This window comes from Advenella sp., assembly GCF_052108595.1.
GTDB lineage: Bacteria > Pseudomonadota > Gammaproteobacteria > Burkholderiales > Burkholderiaceae_B > Advenella.
Genome location: NZ_JBQEAU010000066.1, coordinates 1 through 24,307, shown reverse-complemented (window position 1 = coordinate 24,307; position 24,307 = coordinate 1). Strand labels below are relative to the sequence as shown.

General features: G+C 55.3%; 26 protein-coding genes. 14 read left to right on the top strand and 12 right to left on the bottom strand.

The window, feature by feature from the left end; all coding sequences use genetic code 11:
* Nucleotides 1–246 precede the first annotated feature (246 nt).
* Both ACTIKR_RS12815 and ACTIKR_RS12810 read left to right on the top strand, forming a co-directional pair.
* The gene (locus ACTIKR_RS12815) at nucleotides 247–2,619 is read left to right on the top strand and encodes a type VI secretion system Vgr family protein (protein WP_442328018.1); all 2,373 of its coding nucleotides are present in this window, start codon (nucleotides 247–249) and stop codon (nucleotides 2,617–2,619) included.
* A gap of 11 nt (nucleotides 2,620–2,630) precedes the next feature.
* Nucleotides 2,631–3,002 (top strand): hypothetical protein, encoded by a 372-nt coding sequence (locus ACTIKR_RS12810; protein ID WP_193087635.1) that lies wholly within the window; start codon nucleotides 2,631–2,633, stop codon nucleotides 3,000–3,002.
* A 55-nt stretch (nucleotides 3,003–3,057) separates the two neighbouring features.
* Here the strand turns inward: ACTIKR_RS12810 and ACTIKR_RS12805 are convergent, their stop codons facing one another.
* The 3 genes from ACTIKR_RS12805 to ACTIKR_RS12795 form a co-directional block, all read right to left on the bottom strand.
* On the bottom strand, nucleotides 3,058–4,122 hold the full coding sequence (locus ACTIKR_RS12805; protein WP_193087636.1) for a pentapeptide repeat-containing protein: 1,065 nt from the start codon (nucleotides 4,120–4,122) through the stop codon (nucleotides 3,058–3,060).
* Nucleotides 4,119–6,779 (bottom strand): DUF2169 family type VI secretion system accessory protein, encoded by a 2,661-nt coding sequence (locus ACTIKR_RS12800; RefSeq protein WP_442328017.1) that lies wholly within the window; start codon nucleotides 6,777–6,779, stop codon nucleotides 4,119–4,121. Before ACTIKR_RS12800 ends, ACTIKR_RS12805 begins: the two co-directional genes overlap by 4 nt.
* 77 nt (nucleotides 6,780–6,856) lie before the next feature.
* Nucleotides 6,857–7,507: a DUF3540 domain-containing protein gene (locus ACTIKR_RS12795; RefSeq protein WP_442328016.1), complete on the bottom strand. Its 651-nt coding sequence runs from the start codon at nucleotides 7,505–7,507 to the stop codon at nucleotides 6,857–6,859.
* Between the two features lie 382 nt (nucleotides 7,508–7,889).
* Between ACTIKR_RS12795 and ACTIKR_RS12790 the strand changes: the two genes are divergently transcribed.
* The 4 genes from ACTIKR_RS12790 (at nucleotide 7,890) to ACTIKR_RS12775 (ending at nucleotide 9,498) form a co-directional block, all read left to right on the top strand.
* Entirely contained in the window at nucleotides 7,890–8,243 is a 354-nt protein-coding gene (locus ACTIKR_RS12790; protein ID WP_193087639.1) for a DUF1428 domain-containing protein, read from the top strand.
* 275 nt (nucleotides 8,244–8,518) lie between these two features.
* Complete coding sequence (locus tag ACTIKR_RS12785; protein ID WP_193087640.1) at nucleotides 8,519–8,803, top strand: hypothetical protein; 285 nt, start codon at nucleotides 8,519–8,521, stop codon at nucleotides 8,801–8,803.
* Between the two features lie 14 nt (nucleotides 8,804–8,817).
* Nucleotides 8,818–9,045: a hypothetical protein gene (locus ACTIKR_RS12780; protein WP_442328015.1), complete on the top strand. Its 228-nt coding sequence runs from the start codon at nucleotides 8,818–8,820 to the stop codon at nucleotides 9,043–9,045.
* A 93-nt stretch (nucleotides 9,046–9,138) separates the two neighbouring features.
* Nucleotides 9,139–9,498, top strand: a complete 360-nt coding sequence (locus tag ACTIKR_RS12775; protein WP_442328014.1) for a VOC family protein — start codon at nucleotides 9,139–9,141, stop codon at nucleotides 9,496–9,498.
* On the opposite strand, the gene rnhA is transcribed toward ACTIKR_RS12775, so the two are convergent.
* Together rnhA and ACTIKR_RS12765 are read right to left on the bottom strand one after the other, a co-directional pair.
* Complete coding sequence (gene rnhA / locus ACTIKR_RS12770) at nucleotides 9,495–9,959, bottom strand: ribonuclease HI (protein ID WP_193087643.1); 465 nt, start codon at nucleotides 9,957–9,959, stop codon at nucleotides 9,495–9,497. The genes ACTIKR_RS12775 and rnhA overlap by 4 nt on opposite strands.
* On the bottom strand, nucleotides 9,952–10,740 hold the full coding sequence (locus tag ACTIKR_RS12765; RefSeq protein WP_193087644.1) for a class I SAM-dependent methyltransferase: 789 nt from the start codon (nucleotides 10,738–10,740) through the stop codon (nucleotides 9,952–9,954). Before ACTIKR_RS12765 ends, rnhA begins: the two co-directional genes overlap by 8 nt.
* 49 nt (nucleotides 10,741–10,789) lie before the next feature.
* Here ACTIKR_RS12765 and gloB point away from each other — a divergent pair, with 49 nt between their 5' ends.
* The 6 genes from gloB (at nucleotide 10,790) to ACTIKR_RS12735 (ending at nucleotide 17,236) form a co-directional block, all read left to right on the top strand.
* Nucleotides 10,790–11,566, top strand: a complete 777-nt coding sequence (gene gloB, locus ACTIKR_RS12760; RefSeq protein ID WP_442328013.1) for a hydroxyacylglutathione hydrolase — start codon at nucleotides 10,790–10,792, stop codon at nucleotides 11,564–11,566.
* Nucleotides 11,567–11,576: 10 nt separating this feature from the next.
* Nucleotides 11,577–13,325 (top strand): transglycosylase SLT domain-containing protein, encoded by a 1,749-nt coding sequence (locus ACTIKR_RS12755; protein WP_442328012.1) that lies wholly within the window; start codon nucleotides 11,577–11,579, stop codon nucleotides 13,323–13,325.
* A 103-nt stretch (nucleotides 13,326–13,428) separates the two neighbouring features.
* Complete coding sequence (gene fabI, locus ACTIKR_RS12750; protein WP_193087646.1) at nucleotides 13,429–14,211, top strand: enoyl-ACP reductase FabI; 783 nt, start codon at nucleotides 13,429–13,431, stop codon at nucleotides 14,209–14,211.
* Between the two features lie 12 nt (nucleotides 14,212–14,223).
* Complete coding sequence (dnaQ, locus tag ACTIKR_RS12745; protein WP_442328011.1) at nucleotides 14,224–14,946, top strand: DNA polymerase III subunit epsilon; 723 nt, start codon at nucleotides 14,224–14,226, stop codon at nucleotides 14,944–14,946.
* 254 nt (nucleotides 14,947–15,200) lie between these two features.
* The gene (locus tag ACTIKR_RS12740) at nucleotides 15,201–16,337 is read left to right on the top strand and encodes a glycosyltransferase family 2 protein (protein WP_442328010.1); all 1,137 of its coding nucleotides are present in this window, start codon (nucleotides 15,201–15,203) and stop codon (nucleotides 16,335–16,337) included.
* Nucleotides 16,338–16,423: 86 nt separating this feature from the next.
* Nucleotides 16,424–17,236, top strand: a complete 813-nt coding sequence (locus ACTIKR_RS12735) for a ChbG/HpnK family deacetylase (RefSeq protein ID WP_193087648.1) — start codon at nucleotides 16,424–16,426, stop codon at nucleotides 17,234–17,236.
* A gap of 182 nt (nucleotides 17,237–17,418) precedes the next feature.
* On the opposite strand, the gene ACTIKR_RS12730 is transcribed toward ACTIKR_RS12735, so the two are convergent.
* Nucleotides 17,419–17,979 (bottom strand): GNAT family N-acetyltransferase, encoded by a 561-nt coding sequence (locus ACTIKR_RS12730; RefSeq protein ID WP_193087649.1) that lies wholly within the window; start codon nucleotides 17,977–17,979, stop codon nucleotides 17,419–17,421.
* 275 nt (nucleotides 17,980–18,254) lie between these two features.
* On the opposite strand from ACTIKR_RS12730, the gene ACTIKR_RS12725 reads away from it, so the two are divergent.
* Both ACTIKR_RS12725 and ACTIKR_RS12720 read left to right on the top strand, forming a co-directional pair.
* The gene (locus ACTIKR_RS12725) at nucleotides 18,255–18,608 is read left to right on the top strand and encodes a TIGR01244 family sulfur transferase (protein ID WP_442328009.1); all 354 of its coding nucleotides are present in this window, start codon (nucleotides 18,255–18,257) and stop codon (nucleotides 18,606–18,608) included.
* A gap of 11 nt (nucleotides 18,609–18,619) precedes the next feature.
* The gene (locus ACTIKR_RS12720) at nucleotides 18,620–19,087 is read left to right on the top strand and encodes a universal stress protein (RefSeq protein ID WP_193087651.1); all 468 of its coding nucleotides are present in this window, start codon (nucleotides 18,620–18,622) and stop codon (nucleotides 19,085–19,087) included.
* A 118-nt stretch (nucleotides 19,088–19,205) separates the two neighbouring features.
* Here ACTIKR_RS12720 and ACTIKR_RS12715 read toward each other — a convergent pair whose 3' ends face one another.
* From ACTIKR_RS12715 to ACTIKR_RS12690, 6 genes are all read right to left on the bottom strand, one after another.
* Complete coding sequence (locus tag ACTIKR_RS12715) at nucleotides 19,206–20,528, bottom strand: sensor histidine kinase (protein ID WP_442328008.1); 1,323 nt, start codon at nucleotides 20,526–20,528, stop codon at nucleotides 19,206–19,208.
* Entirely contained in the window at nucleotides 20,525–21,220 is a 696-nt protein-coding gene (locus tag ACTIKR_RS12710) for a response regulator transcription factor (protein WP_193087653.1), read from the bottom strand. The genes ACTIKR_RS12715 and ACTIKR_RS12710 overlap by 4 nt, the downstream gene beginning before the upstream one ends.
* Before the next feature lie 169 nt (nucleotides 21,221–21,389).
* Complete coding sequence (locus tag ACTIKR_RS12705; protein ID WP_128395239.1) at nucleotides 21,390–21,515, bottom strand: MFS transporter small subunit; 126 nt, start codon at nucleotides 21,513–21,515, stop codon at nucleotides 21,390–21,392.
* 14 nt (nucleotides 21,516–21,529) lie between these two features.
* Nucleotides 21,530–22,930: an L-lactate MFS transporter gene (locus ACTIKR_RS12700; RefSeq protein WP_193087654.1), complete on the bottom strand. Its 1,401-nt coding sequence runs from the start codon at nucleotides 22,928–22,930 to the stop codon at nucleotides 21,530–21,532.
* 45 nt (nucleotides 22,931–22,975) lie between these two features.
* A complete protein-coding gene (locus tag ACTIKR_RS12695; protein ID WP_193087655.1) occupies nucleotides 22,976–23,269 on the bottom strand; it encodes a formate dehydrogenase subunit delta in 294 nt (97 codons plus the stop codon).
* Nucleotides 23,266–24,117: a formate dehydrogenase accessory sulfurtransferase FdhD gene (locus tag ACTIKR_RS12690; RefSeq protein WP_442328019.1), complete on the bottom strand. Its 852-nt coding sequence runs from the start codon at nucleotides 24,115–24,117 to the stop codon at nucleotides 23,266–23,268. Before ACTIKR_RS12690 ends, ACTIKR_RS12695 begins: the two co-directional genes overlap by 4 nt.
* Nucleotides 24,118–24,307: the final 190 nt, after the last annotated feature.

Genomic DNA, 24,307 nt, shown 5'->3' with positions numbered 1-24,307 from the left:
ATCCTGACATAAAGCCTGCCTATGATTTGTCGTATCCCGATCAGGTTGATCAATAAGCAACTGAACTATCTGAATATTAACCATTTCGGACAGTGGCCCATTTGACTGGCAGCCCTGATCACAAGTGAGCACCGCTCATACCCGCAAATCCGCTCCCTATTTCGATCGACCCGAACGCATCCAACGCGAGAGATGAACATGGATATCCCTCAGTTACAGAACCGGCCAGTAATCGCGCATACACCTATGCCCGAATTGCTTCACTTCAAAAGCATGAAAGGACAGGCCGGACTGTCGGAATTGTTTGAGTTCAATGTCGAGCTGGTTGCCAAGACCTATATGCTGGATGTCCGGTCGCTGCTGGGAAAACCGCTCACATTGCAAGTGGAAACGGCCGGTGGGGCACCACATTACCTCAATGGCCAGATTATTCGGTTCGAGCTGGTTGGCCGTGAATTGCTCAATTCCGAATATTATGTTTATCGCGCTACGGTGCGGCCTAGCCTGTGGTATCTGACCCAGTCCAGGGACAATCGTATTTTCCAGAATAAGTCGGCAGTGGATATTATCAAGCAAGTGCTGGGCACCTATAGCTTTGCGGTGGAATATAACCTGACCGAGTCTTACCGCGACTGGGAATATTGCGTGCAGTATCAGGAATCGGATTTTGATTTTGTCAGCCGACTGATGGAGCATGAGGGCATCTATTACTGGTTTCGTCATGAGAACGGCCAGCACACGCTAGTGCTCACAGATGATATGTCAACGCACGAGCCGGCGCCGGGCTACGATACCTATACCTTCTACGATGGCCAGATGCACATGCTTGCGCACGAAGAGTTCGTATCGGACTGGCATGTGCAGGCGCAGATCACGCCCGGCGGCTACGCGACGGTTGACTACGATTTTCGCAAGCCTGGTGCCCGACTGGACTCGACCAGCAAGAATGCCGAAGCAGCCAATACAGACAAGCTGGAAATCTACGAGTGGCAGGGCGGTTACCAGGAAGTGGACCACGGTGAAAAATATGCTCGCCTGCGGCTGCAGGAAATACAGGGAGCAAGAGAGCAGGTGCTCGGCATATGCAATATCCGCGCCGTTGAACCGGGACGTCTCTTCAAACTGCGCAATCATCCGCGCCGTGCCGAAAATCGCGAATACCTTTGCGTATCCGTCACCTACAATATGAGTGTGGCCGGTTATTCCTCCGGTACTGAGCAAGAGGATCATTTTGAAGTGATCTTTCGCGCGTTGCCATCCAATATTCAATTTCGCGCGCCTCGGGTGACGCCGCAGCCCAAAACCAGCGGGCCGCAAACGGCCCGTGTCGTGGGTCCGGCCGGCGAAGAATTGTGGACTGACCAGTACGGCCGCATCAAGGTCATGTTCCACTGGGATCGCCAGGCGACTGGGGACGAAAACAGCTCCTGCTGGATTCGTGTGTCCAGTCCGTGGGCGGGCGGCGGGTTTGGCGGACTGCAATTGCCACGTATCAATGATGAAGTGGTGGTGGATTTCATCGGCGGCAATCCGGATCGACCGGTCATTCTGGGACGGGTTTACAACGCGCAGAACATGCCGCCGGTGTCGCTGCCAGCCAATGCGACGCAAAGCGGTTTTCGCAGCCAGTCCGTATTCGGCGACCCCAGCATGCGCAACCAGATGATCTTCGAAGACAAGCTGGGCCAGGAGCTGGTGGATATGCGTGCCCAGCTGGACATGCTGCTGAACGTGGTGCGTGATATGACGGTCACAGTGGGCGCCAATTTGAAGACGACTGTGGGCGAGACCGAGACTCGGGACGTAACGGGAACGCGCACCACGCATATTATCGGGCATGAAAAGGAAACGTTCGACGCCGGTGTTCATCGGGAGATCACCAGCGCCGGCCTGGCCGACAATATCAAGGACGGCGCGGTGACCAAAATCCTGACTGGAGACAATGAATTCCGTGTTGAGGGAGGGGACAATACTGTCTACATAAACGGTCTCGAGGATTATCATGTAACAGGTACGCACACTCAGACAATCGACGATGCCGAGATCCAGAAGTACAACACCAGCCTGAATCAGACGGTCACCGGTCCTACAGATCTCATGTATGACGGCACGCTCAAGCGCACCGTGACGGATACCGAGACGGTTGAAGTTGAGGGTGTCGCAGACCATACCTATGGCGCGGAATATACATCCAAACATAGCGGCAAAGTCTATTACGACGTATCGGGTCAGGACTATGAAATTCTATGCGCAAATTACAAAATCAAGGCCACTGCGCAGGAAGAGCGTATCGTTACCGCTCACGCCAAGAATACCTTTAAAGCCGGACGGGAAACCAGCGTGACGGGTCACGACTCCTTTGAGGGTTCGACCAGGTCTGCCACTTATATTGCAGGAACGACGATGGCGGCCATGATTGCGAACTACCGTGCCTATGCGTTTTCTGCCGATGCACTCAACCTGAATCTGGCTGCTGTCAAATTTTCCTTTCAGGTCATGAAAGTCGATTTGAGTGCGGGCTCCATGAAAGCCGACGGTGCTGAGTTGAACACCGGGGGGCTGGACGTCAAGCTAAAGGGGCTGGGTACCCATATCTTTGGTTTTCTCGGACTTCTATAAGGAGATTTGCAATGATACTTCAAGGCCGTGTCGGCTCCTGCGCGACAATCGTCGACATCATGCTGCTGGGCCCACGGCCCAACTTTGGCCCAAAGTTAACAATGATACCTAATCCGCTTTCACGCGTATTTACCCCTGGGCTGGATTTGGAGTGCTGTCCGTTACCGACGATGATTACCTGGGCAAATGAGAGCGGTATTCTTGGGGTGTTGGTACCGGTGGTCAAATGTTTTTCCACCAAATTCATCAACGTCAGTTTTCGTGTGTTTTCGGGTGCGCTGCCAGTGTGTCGATGGACGTCTATTGGACTGAGCAATATTATCAACGGCGTGGCGTCACTCAATGCCATCCCGTCACCGAATCGTACTTTTGTGTTTGCCTGATCCCAAGGGTTGTCCGGCAGACTGATTGCGGTCCAGTATACGAAGTGTTGCCTGTTCAGTCCTTGAGTTTGTTGGCCAGGCTCCACGCCTGCGACTCGGCCAGATACGGCTGGCGAGCGATTGCCCCCGGTGAGCGCAGGACGGTTCCATCGGAGAACAGGGCGCCATGAAACAGGGTATCGTTTAGTCGGACTGCGTCAAACCGACCCTGCTGCAGATTAGCGAAAGAAAAATCGGCACGGGACAGGTTGCTATTTGAAAAATTGCCGGATTTGCAATTGGCATAATGAAGAATGGCTTCTGTCATATCACAGTCCAGAACGACGCTGTCTATGGCCAACGCATTCATCCATATCGATTGCTGCAACCGGCATGCAATAAATGCAGCCTGGGTCAGGTCCGCTTCTATAAGTAATACGTTTGTGCAATCTGAATGTCGGAATATACTGCGTTGTAGATTGGTGCCTTGAAAATTGCACATGGTCAGTTCACATTCACTGAATGTCACTGCTTCCATATTTGCGCGGGTAAATGGACACTGGTGAAAGGTCAGATTTTCAAACACCATGCCGGTCATAGTGCATTCAGTAAATACAACACGATCGAAATATACATTTTCAAACAGGGACTGTCGCAAGTCATTCTGGAAAAATATCACAAGTTCCAGATAGGCATCCGAAAAGTCAGTCCCCTCAAGACGGATATCATGGAATGTGGTTTTTTCTGCCGCCTCCAGATGCAGCGTTGCATTGGATAAGTCGGCGCTGGAAAAGGAGCATGATTGCAGCTTTGCATTGCGCCAGGTAGTCTGTGTCAGGTCGCTATACACAATATTGTGCTCGGTGAAGCTGGCTTGGTCAAAGCACACGTTCTTTACGCTGCAGTGCGATATCATGCCCTTGTTGAAATTCGTATTGCTGAAGTCCGCCTCGTCAAACACGCATTTGGAAAACATCGTTTCGGTCAGAACGGCGTTCCTGAACGAAGCGCCGGAAAAATCTACTTTCTCAAATATCTGCCCGCTCAGATCGAATCCATCCAGAATCAGTCTTCGGCAATCCTCTTGTACGACAGGTTCATACAGGGTCAGAAGTTCACGAAACTTTGCAATATCCATCATGACTGCTGCTCCCAGAAATGCGTTGCCCGTTTGCGCAACGGATATAGCTTTGCGTATTTAAGAAACACGCCCTGGGTACGCGAAGTGTCGTCCAGAAGGGTTTCTGATACGTCAGCGGTGCACAGGTTGGCCCGGCGCAAATCAGTTCCACGCATATCTGCCTGCTGAAAGTTGCTGCCGGTTAAGTCTGCAGCGACAAAGCGTGCAAGACGCAAGTCGGTACGCCTGAATATAGAGCCGGTCGCTTTGACTGCAGTGAAGTTTGCGGCTTGCAGAAGCGCCTCACTGAAATCACAATGCAGTATGACCGCATTGGAAAAATCAATGGTGTTTAACACTGTTCGATTAAACGAGCTGTTTTTCATATTTGCTCCCCGGAAGCTGCAAGTATCCATTTGCAGTTTGTAGGTGAAGGAGGCACCCTCCATATGAGTGTGCATGAAGCTTATGTTTTTCAGGTCGCTGGCAACGAAAGCAATACTGCTCAGTTTGGCATTTTCAAACGTGATGTTTTCAAGTGTATTGGCCTGGAATGCAACTTGTGAGAACTGCCCCAGGGCAAAGTTACTGTTGGAAAAACTGGATTCAGTAAAGATCGTCTTGTTGATGGTCGCATTGTCAAAGCGGCAGCTAGAGAACGTGGCGCGCGTTGTCTGTACGATGTCTTCCCAAAGAGTGCGCTCAAAGTTGCAGTAGGAAAAAGTGCTTTCCTGCAAAACCATTGCCGAGAGCCTGGCGCCGGTGAAATCTGCCCGCAACAGGGTGGTGGCGCCCAGATTGGTTTCGCTGAACAGGGCGTCGCGTAGAGAGGTGTTTTCAATCACCGCCCGTGTCAGCAAAGCACGACTGAAATTAGCCCCATCCAGTGTGGCGAGGGTCAGATCTGCATCCGATATGTCGCTGCCGGTGAAATCAGCGGCCGTCAGGTTCAGGCCAGACAAATTTGCACCAGACAGATCCAGCTCACGCATGTCCATGCCACTTCGATAGCGTTCAAGTACCACGTCGCGCTTCTGATCGGCTATGTGTTTTGTGACAGCGACACCCTGCGGCAGAAAATGGGCCGAGTACAAATTGATCTTTTTTATCTGTTGTTTGGTCTGATTTAACTGCTCCCTGTCCGGTGTCCCGGGAGTGCTTTTCTGGCCCGACTGATGTCCTGCCTGCCATTGTGTTTCCATCTCGGTTTGCAATTGCTCCAGCCGTAGCATGGCGTCTTTCATGTCCTGTGCTGCAGAGTCGGGTACCTTTCCGTCTACAACGTCCTGCATTTTCTTGGTAAATGCAGGATCAGGCCCCTGGTTTGCCGCAAGGTCCTTTTTGACACGTTTTTTTTCTTCATCAATCTGTCGTTCTGATGCTTTTTTCAGCCGTTGCATGCGTTCATGCAGTTCCGGCAGATATTCGCCGCTGATAGGGAACTGGGGGCCGCTGAACTCCGGCATGATATTGTATGGTTCCAGGCCAGTATCCAGCAATTTGTCACGGATTTCGGTGCGAATACGTTGTTCGCGTTTGCCCGCGTTTTCCAGCAATAATCCTGTGTCGACCGGCCGGGTATCGAGCCAGTCTCCCATGATCGATTTGGGCACCAGATCTTTGTCACGCAGGGCATATAATGCGCCTGTATCCATGTCGCTGCGCAGATCAAAAATGTCCTTGTACCAAGATTTTTCACGGGCATGTCCCGGCAGTTCGATGGCGGCGATAATGGCGCGTACGTCTTCGGCGTAGGTTTGCGCGACTGCGGTCGAACCATGGTACATCATGATGGCGTGTTTAATCCCCGGTAGCAGCCAGATCGTCGTCGGCTGCAAATCGACCTGTAGAAAATCTTCGTCGCCATGGTCGTTCTGCTGACTCACGAAGCACCGGGGAATCCAATCGGGAATTGTTCCTGTCCAGCATGCCTGCTCGGGGTGCATGTTCCAGACAGAGAACTCGCAGCCTAATGGCAGGCTGTCCCTGTTGGTCCAGTGCTGGTCATCGTCTGCCGCATTGAACAGGCGGGTATCCATGTCCGGAAAGAAGCCGGTAATATCCGTTTTCATCCAGGTCTCGCTAAAGCTGCCTACGTGCTTATAACGCCGCGGCCGGTTGATCATGACCGGACTGAATCCAGCTGGCTTGGGGCGCTGGGTTTTGGAAGAGATGCGTTCCGTTGGCAGCTCTATATTAGGCAGCCGCGTTGTCCATACGCCGTTGATAAGTTCGCGGTCGATGCCTTTGCCGTCAGGATTCTCGTCAAAGCCTTTTCCGCCAAATGCGTTGGCCCAGGTTACCGGCATCTGCTCAAAGGATTGTGGATCTGATATCCGATCGCCCAGCCAGTAGCGCTCGCCAAATACAAGTAGACTCTTTTCGTTGTCTCCTACTTTGGCGCGCACAGCACATTGTGTTTTATCTTGCTGATGCGCAGTGTAGGCCGTGCCACTGACAATAAATTCCGGACATGTTTTGGGCAGAATCAGGTCAAGAATGTTATTGCAGTCCATCGCCGGCAGCAGATGTGTGGTGATTTCAGCTTCGGGAACCAGCCGGGGCGTGGGGCCGTTGAAATCAATCAGCGTATAGACCAGAACACCCAGACGGCTTTGTTCCAGATATCCGTAGGGCCGTGTGAGTACGCCCACGCGAAGGGGTTTGACAGTTCTCATTGGCAGATGTGTGAGTGAAAGAAAGGCAGCCGGAGTGGGCGCAGGAAAGACTGCGCTAGCTATACCAAGGTTGAGCGTCAGCTCATATGGATTTGGTCGCCGTTGATTTTCATGACGTCCTGAGCCGTTAGCGTCGTGTAGCCGCCGTGGACTCGCGTCAATTTGTCTGCTTCGTAATCAATGGTTTGCGCACGCACATGGTCGACTTCTTTGATATGGCGAAAGCAGAGTCGGGCGATGCTGTTGATGCGATCGGCCATAAGACTGACAATACTGGAGAAAAAGGTGGTTGTGCCAACAGTGGCTTCCAGTGTTTCGCCGGCGTATGACATCTGTCCAATCGTAAGTTTGGCTGTGTCGTTCGTCTGTTCGTAATGAGCAGAGCTGAGGGTCAGCGTGGTATCGCTGGCTATCCGGGTGCTGGTTGCCGAGTGTAGCGACACACTGCCGGTTGTACTGCTGATGGCCAGGTCTCCCCGGATTTTGAGGGCAACCGGTGCATTGCTGCTGCGCGAGACCACAGCAATTAGATAAACACGGTCGTGATCCGGGCCGCTGATGATGACCTGATCGCCCACTTGCGGCTCGATCAGGCAGCTGAGGGCCTGCTGGCAGACCCAGTCAACTCCGTCGCAGTTGACGGTAAAGAGGGCGCCATCGACCAACTGAACCGTACCGATAAGCTGTACTGGATCATAGCTGAGTGTCCGCTTTTGTGTGGCGAGCATGACTTCTCTCCGGTCAAATGAATAATATGCAATTGTCAGGGTTGAATACTTCATGGATATGACATTCTGATGAATAGCGCCGTTTTTACATTTTGCAGCATCTGTATCGCACAAATAACCGGAGAGGGTCACGCAAGGCAACGTAATTGAGCGTTGCGGCATGAATACGACGACGGCGCGCTTCTGTGCCACGGGACGCTTCGCATGGCGGCAGCGGCGGCAGTGTTGCCTGGCTGGCATCGGTACCACTCGCTGGCTATGACAACTGTCGTATTCCTCCCCTGAAGTTGTCGTATCAGCCTATTTTCGCTTCAGCGCTTTATGCGCATACTATGGCTGTAGACGACAGTGTCTGTCGCTCACAAACTAACGGAGAATACACATGAATTATGTCGATGGTTTTGTTGCTGCGGTGCCGACTGCCAACCGTGAAGCGTACATTAAACATGCCTCTGAGGCTGCGGAGATTTTCAAGGAGCTGGGGGCGTTGAGTGTTGTTGAGTGCTGGGGCGACGAAGTGCCCGATGGCAAACTCACCTCTTTTGCCATGGCGGTGCAATCCAAGCCGGATGAAACTGTGGTGTTTGCCTGGATTACATGGCCTTCCAAAGAGGTGCACGACGAGGGCATGAAGAAAATGATGGAAGATCCGCGGATGCAGCCTGACGTTAACCCCATGCCTTTTGACGGCAAACGCATGATATTCGGTGGGTTCGTTCCGGTTGTGAACGTGTAGGGTTGCCTGCCGCGCCGGCGTGGCGCTGCGTTGGTCGTCGCGCTCTTGCTGCCTACAGTGCAGCAGCGCGGGGCGGGGTAGCAGCGCGTGATATTCTTGGAGCCGACACGGCGCGATGGCGCTGTCGTCGGTTTTCTGCCCGCAATCGCTGTTGGTATGTGACACAGCGGCGGGGAGCCTATAAAATACCAGATACTTAATCCCGCCTGGTGTCTGCGTTTCTGCCATTGGTTGGTCATGCAGCGCAATCGGGCAATCTGTCTGGATATTGCATTATGAGAAAAACCCTGCTGTTGCTTGCCGGCTCGTGCTCGCTGTTGGCTGCATGCGCCGCACCGCCGGTTGTTGCCCCGTTGACTGAATCACAATTGCAATCGATGAGCTGCAGGCAGATCGGACGCGAAAGCGATAAACTGAACCTGCAGGTCGATCAATTGCGCGGCAACGACGCCCTGTTCGGACCGGACGAGAGCCAGAAGCAGGCCGCCATCTCTGCAGGGCAGTTCCGCCTGCAGCAATTACGGACACAAAGCGTCAGAAAGCTTTGCACGTTCGGCTGAAAAACAGGATAGCCATGTTTAAAAATACCGCAGGGCGCGTGATCTGCCTCATGGCGCTGGGGTTGATCGCAGCATGTTCAACCGGCACTGATCATTCAAAAAATGCAGAATGCGGACGCATCAATTCACGCATCATGATGGCGCCGGCGCCAGGAGCAGGGGACAATTTCCTGTCTCGCAACAGTGCAGACCAGCGTGCCGATGCGCATCGGGCAAGGGCACGTCGCATGGGCTGCGACTGACAACAACCCAGGAATCGTCACAACCGAGGGTGGCAACAGCCACTACAACATGGTATGAGACCCGCTATGCCTTGCTAAATGGGAGCGTCAGACATGAACTCACAGGACAAAAACGGAAAACTTGACTATATCGAGTTTACGGTCAGGGACATTGTTCGTACTTGCAAATTCTACGCGAGCGCTTTTGGCTGGTCCTTCAAGGACTATGGACCGCAATACTGTGAGTTTACCGACGAGCGTTTTACCGGGGGATTTGCGCAGGGCGAGCCGGTCAGCCCGGGCGGCCCGCTGGTCATTTTGTATACGGATAATCTGGCGCATATGCAAGAGCGCATCGAGCGGGCCGGGGGGCGGGTTGTCAAACCCGTTTTCGCGTTTCCCGGTGGCCGGCGATTTCACTTTGCCGACCCGGACGGCTACGAGCTTGCGGTGTGGTCAGACCAGCAGGATTAAGCCTGTACTGAGTGTTTCTGTTTCCTGACCAGGTCCACGCCCTGGTTGGCCAGTGCATCTGCCCGCTCGTTGCCCGGGTCGCCGGCATGGCCCTTGACCCACTTCCAACTGACATCATGCCTGGCAATCTGCTCATTGAGCAACAGCCACAGATCGACATTTTTGACCGGCTTTTTGTCGGCGGTCTTCCAGTTGCGCGCCTGCCAGCCGGCCATCCATTCGCAGATACCCTTTTTTACGTATTGTGAATCGACATGCAAGGTGACGTTGCAACTGCGTTTGAGCGCCCGTAACGCTTCGACAACGGCCATCATTTCCATGCGATTGTTGGTCGTTTGCGCCTCGCCGCCGAAAAGGGTTTTTTCATGCGGACCCTGGCGTAGCAGTACGCCCCAGCCGCCGGGGCCGGGGTTGCCCTTGCAGGCGCCATCTGTCCAAATATTGACTTGCGGTTTATCCATGAGGTTCTTTAAAAAGCTGACGTACTTCGCGGCGGGATATTGCGGCTTCGCCGCGGGCGAATTTTTTCTTCTTCTTGCCTTTCCAGGAGGGGCCGATCAGCGTCATCCCATGGGCCCGCTTGACTGCGGCCAGCAAGTAAACGGCGCCTGCGACGGGCCACCATCGATCGCCGGCTTGGTTCATGAAGTTCCACCGATTCAGCCACCGATCCGTATGGCAGGCGGGAGTGTAACAGCCAAAGTAGCCCCGGTCTACCTCGAATGACAGCAGTTTCATCCAATCTTTCAGGCGTGTGATCGATACCTGGCGCGAGGCGGCCACCGGCATCCAAGGCTTGCGCGCAGGCATGCGCGAGCGCAGGCCCCACAGGCTCCAGGGGTTGAATCCCGAGATAATCAGGCGCCCTTCGTGAACCAATACCCTCTCAGCTTCCCGCAGGACCAGATGGGGGTTGTCGGCGCATTCCAGAATATGGGGCAGGATCAGCAAATCGATGGAGTTGGAGGCCAGCGGCAGGGCGTCCAACTGCGTCTGGACAAATCGGGTGTTGGGGTAGTGGGTGCAATTGTTAAAGCTGTCATCGGTCAGAATGATTTTGCTGCGCATTCTGTTATGATGCAAAAAATTCCAGTCAGGCAGGCCGACCTGAACCGCGTTGAACCCGAAAGAGTCGGCCACAATCTGATCGAATTTTGATGATTCCCATTGAATGACGCGCTGGCCCGGGTCCGTATTGAACCAATCTGCCAGATTGATGATTCGCGAATGGATTTGTTTCACTGATTCCTCGGTATAAATGCGGCGCCTTAAGTAAAGTGATGACTATCTGATGACTATAAAAATCTGGCCGATCAGCGCGTTCAGCGACAATTATATCTGGGCAATTGTACAGGCTGATCAGGCGGTTGTCGTTGATCCCGGTGATGCGGCCCCGGTGCTGGCTTACTTGCGTGATCAAGGGTTAACCCTGACTAATATTCTCCTGACCCACCACCATGCCGATCACGTCGGCGGTGTGGCCGAGCTGGTCCAACACTCAGGAGCCACGGTCTATGGGCCGCCTGGTCCCACTATCCCCTGTCGCAATGTCGAGCTCAGGCAAGGAGATCACGTCAATCTGGGTATATTTGGGCAATTTACCGTGTTGGAAGTTCCGGGCCATACGCTGGACCACATCGCCTATTTCGGGCAGGTCGATGAGCGAAATGTGCTGTTCTGCGGCGACACCCTGTTTGCGACAGGTTGCGGCAGATTGTTTGAAGGAAATTCTAGACAAATGCAACAAAGCCTTGATAAATTTAGAAAATTGCCCCACAATACGTCCGTCTATTGTGCTCACGAATACACGTTGGGCAACATCCGCTGGGCACGTACCGTCGATCCGCACAACCCTGATCTGGAGCAATGGCAGCGCGAAGCAGAAACATTGCGCAACAACAATCAGGCTACCGTTCCAACATCGCTGGAACACGAACTCAAAACCAATCCTTTCATGCGAACGGATGAACCGGTTGTCATAACAGCAGCCGAACAGCATGTTGGTCATTCTCTGGACCACCCCGAGAATGTGCTTGAAGTATTACGTGAGTGGAAAAACCAATTCTGAGAAAGCCTATATGAACTTAGTACGATTTTTTCTGATGGGTTGTGTCGTCGCGCTGACCGGCTGCGCTTCTTCCGGCGGGGGCAAATATAGCGATACGGTCAACTATCACGGCCCTAATCGCGATGTCTGGGACCGCGTGCGCAAAGGGTTCGATATGCCCACCCTGCAGGATGAAAAAGTCGCTTACTGGACCAATTACTACGCAGCCCGTCCGGGATCGGTCCAGACCATGGCCGCCCGTTCCGGCAAATATATCTATCACATCACCAAAGAGCTGGAAAAGCGCAATATGCCCACCGAACTGGCCTTGTTGCCGTTTGTGGAAAGTGCATACAAGGCCACGGCATTATCCCGTTCCAAGGCGGCTGGTTTGTGGCAATTTATTCCCAGTACAGGCACGCAGTACAAGCTGAAACAGGACTGGTGGAAAGACGATCGTCGCGATCCGGTGGAATCGACGCGCGCAGCGCTCGATTATCTGTCCTATCTTTATACCTTCCAGGGTAACGACTGGCACCTGGCGCTGGCGTCCTACAACTGGGGTGAAGGCTCAGTCAAGCGCGCCAGAAACCGGGCCGGTGGCGGTGGCTATCTGGATCTGAGGATGCCTTCCGAAACCCGTAATTACGTGCCCAAATTGATGGCCATCCGCAATATTGTGGCCAATCCGGCCAAGTATGGCATCACGCTGCCTTCCATCCCTGACAAACCGTATTTCGAGAAAGTGCGACGTACCAAGGATATTGACGTGGCAGTCATGGCGCGGCTGGCAGGCATTTCCGTGACCGATTTCAAGGAACTGAACCCGTCTTTCAATCGTCCTACGCTACTGGCCTTGCATGACCCCAATATTCTGCTGCCCGTATCGGCAGTAAAAACCTACAAGAAAAACCTGGCTGGTTACACGGGCCCGCTGGCCACCTATAAAGGTTACCAGCCGGCGCCGGGTGAATCGCTGTCCGCCATTGCCCAGTCGCATGGTATTTCTCTGAGCAAACTCAAATCGCTTAACGGTTATTCGTCGCGTCAGCGTGTTGCGCTGTCCTCGCGCGCGCTGATGGTGCCGGTACAGCGCGATTTCGATACCGACTCCATTGTCCCTCGTGGCCTGCCGCCAACAGCGCCTGATGGCAACCGACGCGATTCTGACAGCATGCTGGCTGACAATACGCCTGCACCAGTATCGCCGGCGGCTCCTGCGCCTGTGGTTGAACCGCGCGCTTATGCGGGCAATGCGCCAACATCGACACTGCGTCAGACATCCGGCGCTTCGGCTGGCGTACGTCAGGTAGCAAGCAACACCCGCAGTACATCCGGGGCGACACCGGTTGTGTGGGACGCGGGTGGCAATCAGCCGGCGCCGCGTAACGCACCTGCTGCAACCGATGATCCGCTGGCCGCGCTGGTTGCCCAGAACGAGGCCGGCAATCCTTCTGTCAATCGTGAATCGGTGCGTTATGTCGCCCAGGCGGCGCCAGCAAGCCATCAGGGTGCTGTACGCCCGGCTACCGCGACAGTGCGCGCTCCCGTGTTGGCCCAACAGGCCGCGCCGGCAGTTCGCGCTGCTGCCTACCGTCCGCGTGCAGCAACGACAGCGCGCACCCCCGAGCATTTTGTCACGCAGGGCGAAACCCTGTACTCGCTGGCTAAACGCTACGGCACAACGGTTGACGATCTAAAGGCACTCAATAATATTGGTACCGAAGGACTCAAAGCGGGTTTGCGTCTGCGTCTGCCAGGAACGGCAATCCGCGGTTAATTGCCGTGGACTGATGCTAAATGTTCCGGAATCACTGCGCAATGCCTTTGCATTGCGCATTTTTTTTATAATGACCATCATTGAAAAATAATTAGGACAGCAAATGGGCTTTCTTGCAAATAAACGAATACTGGTCACGGGCGTCATTTCGAACCGTTCAATCGCCTACGGCATTGCCAAGGCATGCAAAGCGCAGGGAGCTGAACTGGCTTTCACCTACGTCGGAGATCGTTTCAAGGATCGGGTGACCGAATTTGCCGCTGATTTTGGCAGCGCCATCGTAATCCCCTGTGATGTGGCTGAAGATGCGCAGATTGACGCTGCTTTTGAGCAACTGGCGCAGCACTGGGACGGGCTCGATGGGCTGGTACACTCGATCGGTTTTGCACCTCGCGAAGCGATCGCGGGCAACTTTCTGGACGGGCTTTCCCGCGAAGGCTTTCGTATTGCTCATGATATTTCGGCGTACAGCTTTCCTGCCATGACCAAGGCCGCTTTGCCATTGCTCAAGGCGCGCCAGGGATCCGTGCTGACACTGACCTATCTGGGAGCGGAGAAGGTTGTTCCCAATTACAACACCATGGGTCTGGCAAAGGCCTCGCTTGAAGCCAGTGTCCGCTATCTGGCCACCGCCCTGGGCAGCGAAGGCCTGCGCGCCAACGGGATCTCGGCCGGTCCGATCAAAACGCTGGCTGCCAGTGGCATTAAGGATTTTTCTTCCATCCTTAATTTCGTATCGGCTCATGCGCCGCTCAAACGTAATGTCACCATCGAAGATGTGGGCAATACTGCTGCGTTCCTGCTGTCGGACCTGGCTGCAGGTATCACGGGTGAAATTGTGCATGTGGACGCCGGATTCTCTACCGTCGTACCAGGCATGTCTTAAGGGTAGCAGGCGATGCGACAAATTATTCTCGATACAGAGACAACCGGCTTTGACCCGGCCGAAGGCGATCGGATCGTCGAGCTCGGGTGCGTGGAACTGATTGATCGTCAGTTCACCGGGAATAATCTGCATATTTATTTCAATCCCGACAGGGACAGTTCGCCCGGCGCACTCGAGGTGCACGGGTTGACCACCGAATTTCTATCGCAGTTCAATCGGTTTGAAGACGAAGCGGCACGGATTTTAGAGTACCTGCACGGGACCGAAATTTATATCCATAATGCCTCATTTGACGTCAAGTTCCTGAATGCGGAATTTGCACGGGTGGGCATGCCGTCTATCGACAAGACTGCCGCCGCGATTCACGATACGCTGGCCATGGCGCGTGAGCAGTACCCAGGCAAGCGCAACAGTCTGGATATGCTGTGCGAGCGGCTGGGTATTTCCAACGCGCATCGTACTTTACACGGCGCGTTACTGGATGCCGAGCTGCTGGCCGAGGTATGGCTGGCCATGACCCGAGGCCAGTTTGGCCTGGTCATGGAGCACAGCGATCAGCCGCGCCAGCAGGAAGGTCAGCCGGTGGTGGCGCAATTTGATGCGACCATCTTGCGGGTGGAAGTGGCCACGGAAGCTGAGCTGGCCGAGCATACTGCCTATCTGGATGGGCTGGACCAGGCTGCAGGCGGTCTTAGTTTGTGGCGCAAGCTGACTGAGCCTGCCCCGGCTGCCTGATTGCCGGTCCTCGTCGCGTCCTTGCAGTGCATGGATACGGCGGCGCCACGCTCGGCGCTGGCCAGGGTCATGGTTGCGCACTGCCGGTTGCGGCTCGTTTGCTGTCACTCGTCTCTTCTTTCTCTGGGTGCTTGCTTTTTGCGCCTTGCCTGTGTCCATAGCAGGCAGCGATAGCAACTGTCGCCAATTTCACGGAAATTTAACGTCCACGGTCATATAGTCTGGTTTTCTGTGCTTTTACCATCGGGATGACCGTGTACACCAGAGACCAAGATATGCGGCGTTGTCCGCAAGAGCGCCATGGCGATAAGCGGGCGAAGGCCGGCGGCATGCCTGCTGCGCAGCCTGCTATAGCAAAAATACGCAGGGCGACAGACGCATCGGTCAGTTGCGTGATTCCTGCATTGAACGAGGCGCGCAGTCTGCGCATCCTGTTGCCCATGCTTATCGTGTTGCTGCGCGATGCCTTTGCCTGCTGGGAAATGATCGTTGTTGACGATGGCAGCACCGACGATACGCCGGATTTTATGAGCGATTTCTGCCAGCGTGACAGCCGGGTGCGTTATCTGCAGTTGTCACGCAACTTTGGCAAGGAGGCGGCGTTGAGCGCCGGGCTGGAGCGGGCTACCGGCCAGGTTGTTGTCACGCTGGACGCAGACCTGCAGCATCCGCCCGCGCTGATTGCCCGTATGGTTGCGCACTGGGAGCAGGGGGCCGATATGGTCTATGCGGTACGCGAGGCGCGCGCCGATGAGCGTCTGCTCAAGCGTATTGGCACGCGGTTATTCTATTTTCTGATGAAAGGCACCGGCAAGGTTCGGATCGAGCCCGATGCCTGTGATTTCCGCCTGATGGACCGCAAAGTGGTGCAGGCCTTGTGCCAGTTGCCCGAGCGCACGCGCTTTATGAAGGGCCTGTATGCGTGGGTTGGATTTCGCACGCAAGCGGTGTATTACCAGCCGGATGAACGACGTTTTGGCGCATCCCGCTTCAGTCTGTTTCGTCTTGTCGGCCATGGCCTGCAGGGGCTGACGGCGTTTACGACCTGGCCATTGCGCATGGCCATGTTCGGTGGCATGCTGCTGGCCGGCCTGGCCCTGCTGTATGGCCTGTACGTCATATTTGAATATGTGATGGTCGGCAATCCGGTGCGCGGCTATTCCACGCTGATCGTGGCCGAGAGTTTTTTTGCGGGCATCATCCTGATCTCGGTAGGCATGGTGGGCGAATATGTGGCGCATATCTACGAAGAAGTAAAACGCCGCCCGCTTTATCTTGTGAGCCGGCAAATGGGGCAGGGGCTGGCCCAGGGCTCCCCGCGCGTGTCTGACCCCCGTCTTATGGCCGAAGAGGCAACTGTCAGGGCAGGGGAGCTGTCTGGCGGTTTATGACATTCGTATTGTCTGATAGGATGGGATATCGGCAATCGCTCCTGCGACACAACAAGCCGACACAACAAGCCGGGACAGGGAGCCATATGGCACGCAAGAAAAAACAGGTCATACTCTGCGCTGATGATTTCGGTTTGAACGAGCATATCAATCGTGCAGTATTGCAGTTGGCTGCAGAACACCGGATCAGCGCCACCAGTTGCCTGACCCAGGCAGGTGCGTGGGCTGCCGGCGCACAACGGTTGCGTACCCTGGACATCGACATCGGGTTGCATATTAATTTTACCGAGAAGCTGGGGCCGGATAATGATTTTCATCGGCCCCTGTCACGGCTTATTGTGAACGCATGGCTGCGCCAGCTGGATCCAGTTGTGCTGGTGCGCTCAATTGAGCGCCAATGCGATCTTTTTGAGCAGCATATGAAACGCACGCCGGATTTTTTCGACGGTCATCAGCATGTGCACCAGTTTCCGCAGATTCGTGACGCTCTGATGGATGTGCTGATTCGGCGCTACGATTGTGATGATTTCTGGGTGCGCTCGACGGCGATGCGCAATGCATCACTGGCCCGGGGGCTGCAATGGAAGGCGCGGCTGATCGCGCTGCTGGGAAGCAGTGCGCTGCGCCGACGCCTGCAACGGATCGATTTTCCCTATAACGATGATTTTGCCGGCGTATACGCGCTGACCGGTGGCAGCGCCCGTTTCGAGCAGCATATGCAGGCGTGGCTGGCCGGGGCGGGAGAGCGAATTGTCATCATGTGTCATCCGGCCGATGGCGTTGACCCGGCCGATGCCATTGGCGCCCAACGGACAGCTGAATATGCATTTCTCAAAAGCGATGCCTTTATTCATTTGCTTGCTACGCATACCAGCCGCCTGGTGCGTCATCCTACCTGAGCACAGCGGGGGTGATGTATATAGGTCGCGGCCTGAGCCGGGATCCTGCCCGCGGGCAACCGCCATGGCAAGGTGTTGCTGCAAGGGGTGATCATGGTCCCGACATGCCAGCCATATGTCAAAGACTTGGCTTGATTGCATCAGACGCGGGTAACCGCGGTGCAGCAGCCAGCCGGGTGCTATTAAGTGGTTGGGGATGCAGCCGTGTTTGCGGTATCGGGCAGGGTCTGAGCGCCGCCAGACAGGGCACGCTGCATCAGTACGGTATCGACCCATTGGCCGTGCTTGAAGCCGGTAGCGCCAAGGGTGCCGACCATTTCAAAGCCGGCCTTGCGATGCACGCCGATGGAGGCGGCATTGGCGCTGTCACCGATCACGGCGATCATCTGCCGCCAGGGGCCTGCCTCGCACAACCGGATCAATTCGGCCAGCAATTGGGATCCCGCACCCATGCGCCCCAGATCATGGCGCAGGTAGATGGCGTTTTCCACGGTGTAGCGATAGGCCACGCGTGGACGAAAAGACGACACATAGGCATAACCGATAATTTCGCCATCCTTTTCCGCCACAATATAGGGATAACCCTGTGTGGTGATATGGACAAATCGCTCAAGCATCTGCTCACGATCGGGTACAGTTTCCTCGAAGGTGGCGATGCCATGCAGCACATGCCAGGCATAAATTTGCGCAATAGCTGACATGTCCTGAGCGGTTGCAGGACGAACGCGGCAGAAATCAGTCATTTACTGTTTTAAATCAGATCGTGGTGAAATTACTGATGCTATTTTATAGAGATTAGGGTAAATTTGTATCGGATGCTGCGTTAAACTGGCATAAAATTATTTCGGGCCGCTGTCCGATCTGCCCCGCCGCGCCATGGTATTGCAACTGTGATAAGGCGACAGATGACAGTTCAGGCAATCTTCAATCACGGTGCCCCAGGCATCAAAACTGTCGGAGCGGGTTCCTGTTCGCTGTCTATTTGGCTGCGTTGCTGCCCGACACTCTGTGAGGACATATGTCAACACCCATTACCCCGTTAAGTGACTCGCTGGCGGTGGCGCCCCAGCTGGGCGCCGAAGACATGCCCGCTGTCAAGGCGGCGGGTTACCTCAGCGTCATTATCAATCGCCCCGATTATGAAGGCGGCGAATTGCAGCCCGCCTCGGCCGATGTCATCAAGGCTGGCGAGCAGGCCGGTCTGACGGTGGTTTATCAACCCGTCGTCAGTGGCGCCATTACCCCCGAGGACGTCAAGGCTTTCCGTCAATACCTCGATACCTTACCCGCGCCGGTTCTGGCATACTGCCGCTCGGGTACGCGCTGCACGCATCTTTACAATGCGGCCAAACAGGAAACATCGCAGTCTTAAGGAGTCCCACCATGTTCAATAAAATTCTTCTTCCTATCGACGGTTCGGACATTTCTGCACGGGCGGCCAATTCAGGCATTTGCTTTGCACGGCAGAACAGTGCCGAAGTCATCGCCATCAACGTGACGCAGCCGTTTTCAACATTGATCGGCTTTGACGGCATGGCTGCATCCTACGCCATTTCTGACGGCGACTATGAAGAGGCTGCGCGCAAGGAAGCCGAGTCCTATCTGAAACCGGTGCTCGATCGCGCTCAGACTGCAAATGTGAAAGCAACGTCACTTATTATTTCCAACTACAGTGTTGCTGACGGTATTGTCGAAGCAGCCAAGGAAAATGCCTGCGATCTTATTTACATCGCCAGTCACGGTCGCAGCGGGCTGTCCCGGCTGCTGCTGGGCAGCGTCACAACCAAAGTGCTGTCACTGGCCCACACATCGGTGCTGGTGTATCGTTTGAAAGACCAAAGCAACAGCTAGTTCCTGTTTTTTGTATTGCGATTCGCCGGCAGGTATGCCTGCGGCGGATCCGCAACACGCCCCAGCACAGGCATGGTCGATCAGCAAATATGATCGACCGGCAAATACGGCCGATAGACTATGCCACCTGCAATATAAACCGCGTCATGGATGTGCCTGGCTGGGTCGAGGACTCGACTCGAATGGTCCAGTGTTCAAGTTCACAAATGTGTTGCACAATGGCAAGACCCAGTCCGCGCCGCTTGGGCGGGCCCGCTATGGCGTTGCTGTCCTCGACTGTCCGTGTGTCGCGCGCGTGCCCACTGTAATAACGTTCAAAAATCCTGGGCAGATCGGTCTGGGCAATGCCCTTGCCATTGTCTTCGAAGTATAGATGCGTACCCGATAAATAGACGGTCAGCGTTGTCGCCGCAGCATGCTCCAGGGTATTGCGAATCAGGTTGCGCATGATCATCTGCATCGCGTAGCGATTGACGGTCAGCACATCGCCCGGCAGCAATTGGTTGATCAACTGCAATTTTATATTTTCATCATCACCGGTGCTGGTGCTCCAGGCATTTTCAAGGCAATCGCGCAGGTTGACGGGTTCGGCATTTTGCCGTGCCTGTGTTTTCAGATGGACCGTGCTCTCCAGCGTATCGGTGATCAGGTCGACATTGCTGAGCGTGCGCTTGAGTCTCATGCGGGTTTCATCAAGCAGCAGGGTATCTTCCAGCGCAAGTTCGGCATCGGTGCGGATCGTGGTCAGCGGGGTGCGGATTTCATGATTCAGGTTCGCAGAAAATTCCTTTTCCTGCGCAATGGATTTCTCAACCTGGCTTTGCATTCGGTTGAAGGCTTCGATCAGCCGTCCCACCTCGTCATTTCGACTGGGCGACAGGTTCGATGCGCCGGGCGCCCAGGTTGAAAGGGTCTGGGTCAGGCTTTGCACCGGGTCGGTAATACGCCTGGACACGCCGCGCGCCAGAAAATACGATAAACCGATGCACAATATGCCGGCCATGATCACAATGAGAGCAAAGTCATGTACGCGTTGCTCATTGAGCGTAGCGTCGTAAAGCAGGACGGTTTTGCCCTGGTCACGGGCAAATACCAGTATATGCCAGGTATCGTCGCCCGGCTGCATGAAGTATGCACCTTCGTTCAGGTTGCGCAACAGGGGCGGCAGCAGACTTTCGTCAGTTGCACTGGCAATATCCCAGCGCCTGATGGGCTGGTTTTGACTTTCCTGCGCGCCATTGCCGGGCCGGTTGGCCAGACGGGCGTCCAGAGCAACAATCCGGTCCTTTTCAGCCAGCAGGGTCGAATCGACCAGATTGTCTTCCATGCTGTCAAATGCCCAGAGCGAGAGGACGCAAAGCACCACGACAAAAAGCGTGACGGCGCCGGTCAGCGCCAGCGACATCCGTTGCGCCAGCGACAGTGAACCCCGGTTTCTCATGATTGTCCAGCCGGTTTGCCAAGGCGCCACCCGGTGCCATGCACGGTTTCAATGACGTCGCAATCGTGTTCGGCCAGCGCCTTGCGCAGCAAATGAATCTGGCTGCGCAGGGCATCCGATGATTTCGGATCGTCGGCCCACAACAGGCTCTCGAAGCGTTCTTTGGTAATGACTTCTCCGGGATGTTGCAGGAAGGTGCTCAGAATATCGTAGGACTTGCGGGTCAGATGCACCGGTACGCCCTTGATGGCGACAATATGTGAGCGCGTGTTGATCTCGATCTGGCCCCAGCGTCGCACCGGGTTGGCCACATTGCCGGTGGCGCGCTTGATGAGCGCGCTGATCCGCGCTTCAAGTTCACTCAGAGAGAACGGTTTGGTCAGGTAGTCATCGGTGCCCAGGGAAAAACCGGTGAGCTTGTCCTGTAAGGCATCGCGCGCGGTGAGAATCACGACCGGGGTGCTGAGCATGGCCAGATCGCGGATGTATTGCAATACGTCAAATCCGCTTTTGCCGGGCAGTCCGAGGTCCAGAACAACCGTGTCAAAGGCATACTGATCAAGCAGGGAAATGGCCGCATGGCCTTCATAGGCAACATCCACCATATAGCCTTTTTTTTCCAGATAGCTGCAGACATTGGCCGCGATACTGATTTCGTCTTCGACCAGAAGGATGCGCTTGTGCGTGCTCATGATGGTTCCTTGAACAGGTGCTGGGCGTAGTGCGTTCCCAGATGTGCTCACATTATAGAAAAACGCCGCATCAAGCAGTGCTTTTTGCGGCGTTATCAACCAATTGGCAGGAGGTGCCTGGGGCGGTCCGATTGGAGCGCCGCCAGGGTCCTGCTATGGCCAAAGCAGGTTACTTGAACAGGGCTGCGGCGGTGATGATGGTATTGGCCACGCCCCAGATCAGCGGGATGCCCACCAGAAGCCAGAAGGCCACGATCAGTCCCACCGGGGTTTTTCTTTGAGCAGTATCTTGCATTTTCTCTCTCCCTGTTATTTGGCGCCGACCGCAATCGGCTCGCCTGCAACGCTGTCTGCCTGCATATGATGTTCGGCGGCAACTGGACGGATCATCATATTGCAGATGAAGCCAATGACCAGCAGTCCGGCCATCACATACATGGTGTAGATATAGACGTCGGACCGTGGAATGCCCATCTGCAGCTGGTAATCACGAATGTAATTGACCAGGACCGGGCCGAAGACCCCTGCCGCAGACCATGCCGTCAGCAGACGTCCGTGTATGCCGCCCACATAACGGGTGCCGAAAAGATCGGCCAGATAGGCCGGGACCGTGGAGAAGCCGCCGCCGTACATGGACAGAATCACCAGGTAGAACAGCACGAACAGGGCCACGTGGCCGCCTGTGCCCATTCCGGGAACCAGCAAATACAATACGGTGCCTAGCACGAAGAAGGTGCTGTAGGTCATCTTGCGGCCGATATAGTCGGAAACGGTTGACCACAGGAAGCGCCCGCTCATGTTTGCCAGCGACAGCAAGCCGACGAAACCGGCGGCGGCTGCGGCGGTAATCATGCCCTGAAAGCTTTCCTGAATCATCAGTGAGGCCTGGCCAAGTACACCGATACCGGCGGTCACGTTCAGGCACAGCGCCCACCACAGCAGCCAGAATTGCGGCGTCTTGATGGCCCGGTCTATGTGCACGTGATTGCGGGAGATCATGGCGTTTTGCTGCACCGGCGGTGTCCAGCCCTCAGGCTTCCAGTCGGGTGCCGGAATGCGCACGGAGAGCGCACCAATGCACATATAGATAAAGTACACGATACCCAGCACCACGAAGGTCTCGGTGACCCCCATCGATGTCTCGGATTTGAACGTATCCATCAGTTGCAGAGACAGCGGCGAGGCGATCATGGCGCCCCCGCCAAAACCCATGATGGCCATGCCGGTGGCCATGCCGCGCCTGTCGGGAAACCATTTGATGAGCGTGGAGACCGGCGAGACATAGCCAATGCCCAGGCCGATGCCACCCAATACCCCATAGCCGAAATACACCAGCCACAACTGGTGCAATTGCAGGCCCAGCGCTGCCACCAGAAAGCCGCCGCCAAAGCAGCAGGCGGCAGCGAACATGGCCTTGCGCGGACCCACTTCTTCCAGCCACTTGCCGGCAAAGGCCGCTGACAGGCCGAGAAAGACAATGGCAATACTGAAGATCCAGCCCAGTTCCGGAATGGTCCAGTCATCGGGGGCGGATTCAGAAATACCCAGCAACTGGGTCATTGGTTTGTTGAATACCGAAAAGGCATAGGCCTGTCCGATACATAAGTGAATGGCTAACGCAGCAGGCGGAACCATCCACCTGTTAAAACCCGGACCGGCTGTGATCCGCTCCTTGCTGAAGAATCCGCCACGGGTAACGGCTTGATTCATAGATGTCTCCTTGAATTATGGATTATGCATGGCCTGATGATGGCCTTATGGTGTAGCGGGTGTTGCAGTGTGTGCAGCGGGTTTGAGTTCCGCCTTGTGGTTATTGATGGCTTCCAGTGCGAATGCTGACAGCCCTATTTCTCCATCCTGCCCGTCAGGATGCTGTTCCAGAAATTCGAGCAAGGCAATGCGCATGCGCGGCTCCCAGAACTTGCGGATATGCTCGTAGACGCTGCGCAGCCCTTCTTCCCTATCGGGCAGTGCTTCGAAAAAACCGGCAATCTGGTTTGCCATTTTGATGAGCATTGCGGTCGTGTTGAACACATGTGGAGTCGTCATGATGCCTTGCCTTTGTTCGATAGTTGAAAGCGTTGTGAATGGGCGTAGATTGTAGCCTGTCGGGCGCGCGTAAAGCCCAGTAGCGTGATACCGGTTTCTTCGGCCAGTGCGATCGCCGCCGAAGTGGGTGCCGAGACTGCCGCCAGCACAGGGCAGCCTGCCATTGCGGCTTTCTGTACCATTTCAAAGCTGGCGCGGCTCGATACCAGCAGCGCCCCATGGCCGATGGTGGGCCGGGTGTCTCGCAGCAGGGCGCCGATGGTTTTATCCAGTGCGTTATGCCGACCCACGTCTTCCCGAATGAAAGTAGGGGTGTGACTGTCGGCGGACACCCAGGCAGCGGCATGGGTGGCACCGGTCTCCTGGTGCAATGGCTGTTGTTCACGCAGGGCGTTCATGGCCTCGAGCAGTTGCGCCAGCGTCAAGCCCGCCGGCATGGCGTGCAGGTCATGCTGTTGTACGGGGGAGGGAGTAGGGGGCGGTGAAGCGGGGCTGCCGGCGTGACTGGGCGGCGCCACTGGCGGCAGCCGGCGCACCGCTTCCAGGGTTTCAACGCCGCACAGGCCACAGGCGGTGCGTCCGGCCATTTGCCGGCGTCGCTCCTTGAGAAATTGCATGCACGCCGGGCTGATCTGCACATGTAGAATGATGCCCAGATCTGTGCGTTCCTGCTCGATATCACGAATGTCATCGGGAGAACGCACAATGCCTTCGGTCAGGCAAAAGCCCCAGGCGAAATCTTCCAGATCATCCGGTGTGGCAAGCATGACCGCATGGTTGATGCCATTGAGTTCAACGGCGACAGGTGTTTCGACGGCAATGGCATCGCTTTCGGCTTGTGAATGCATGACGCCGTCGCGCACGCGGTTGACCTGCAAACGCAGACTGCGTGTCAGTGCTGCGGGCAGCGCGACCGTATCGGTCGGATCGCTGCCCTTGAGTGCGGCCGTTGAAGCTGGGGTGACGACCTTGTCCATCAAAAAAATCCTGCCCTTAGCCGGTTACTGGTGTTTCGTCCATCGTGACACGATTTTTCAA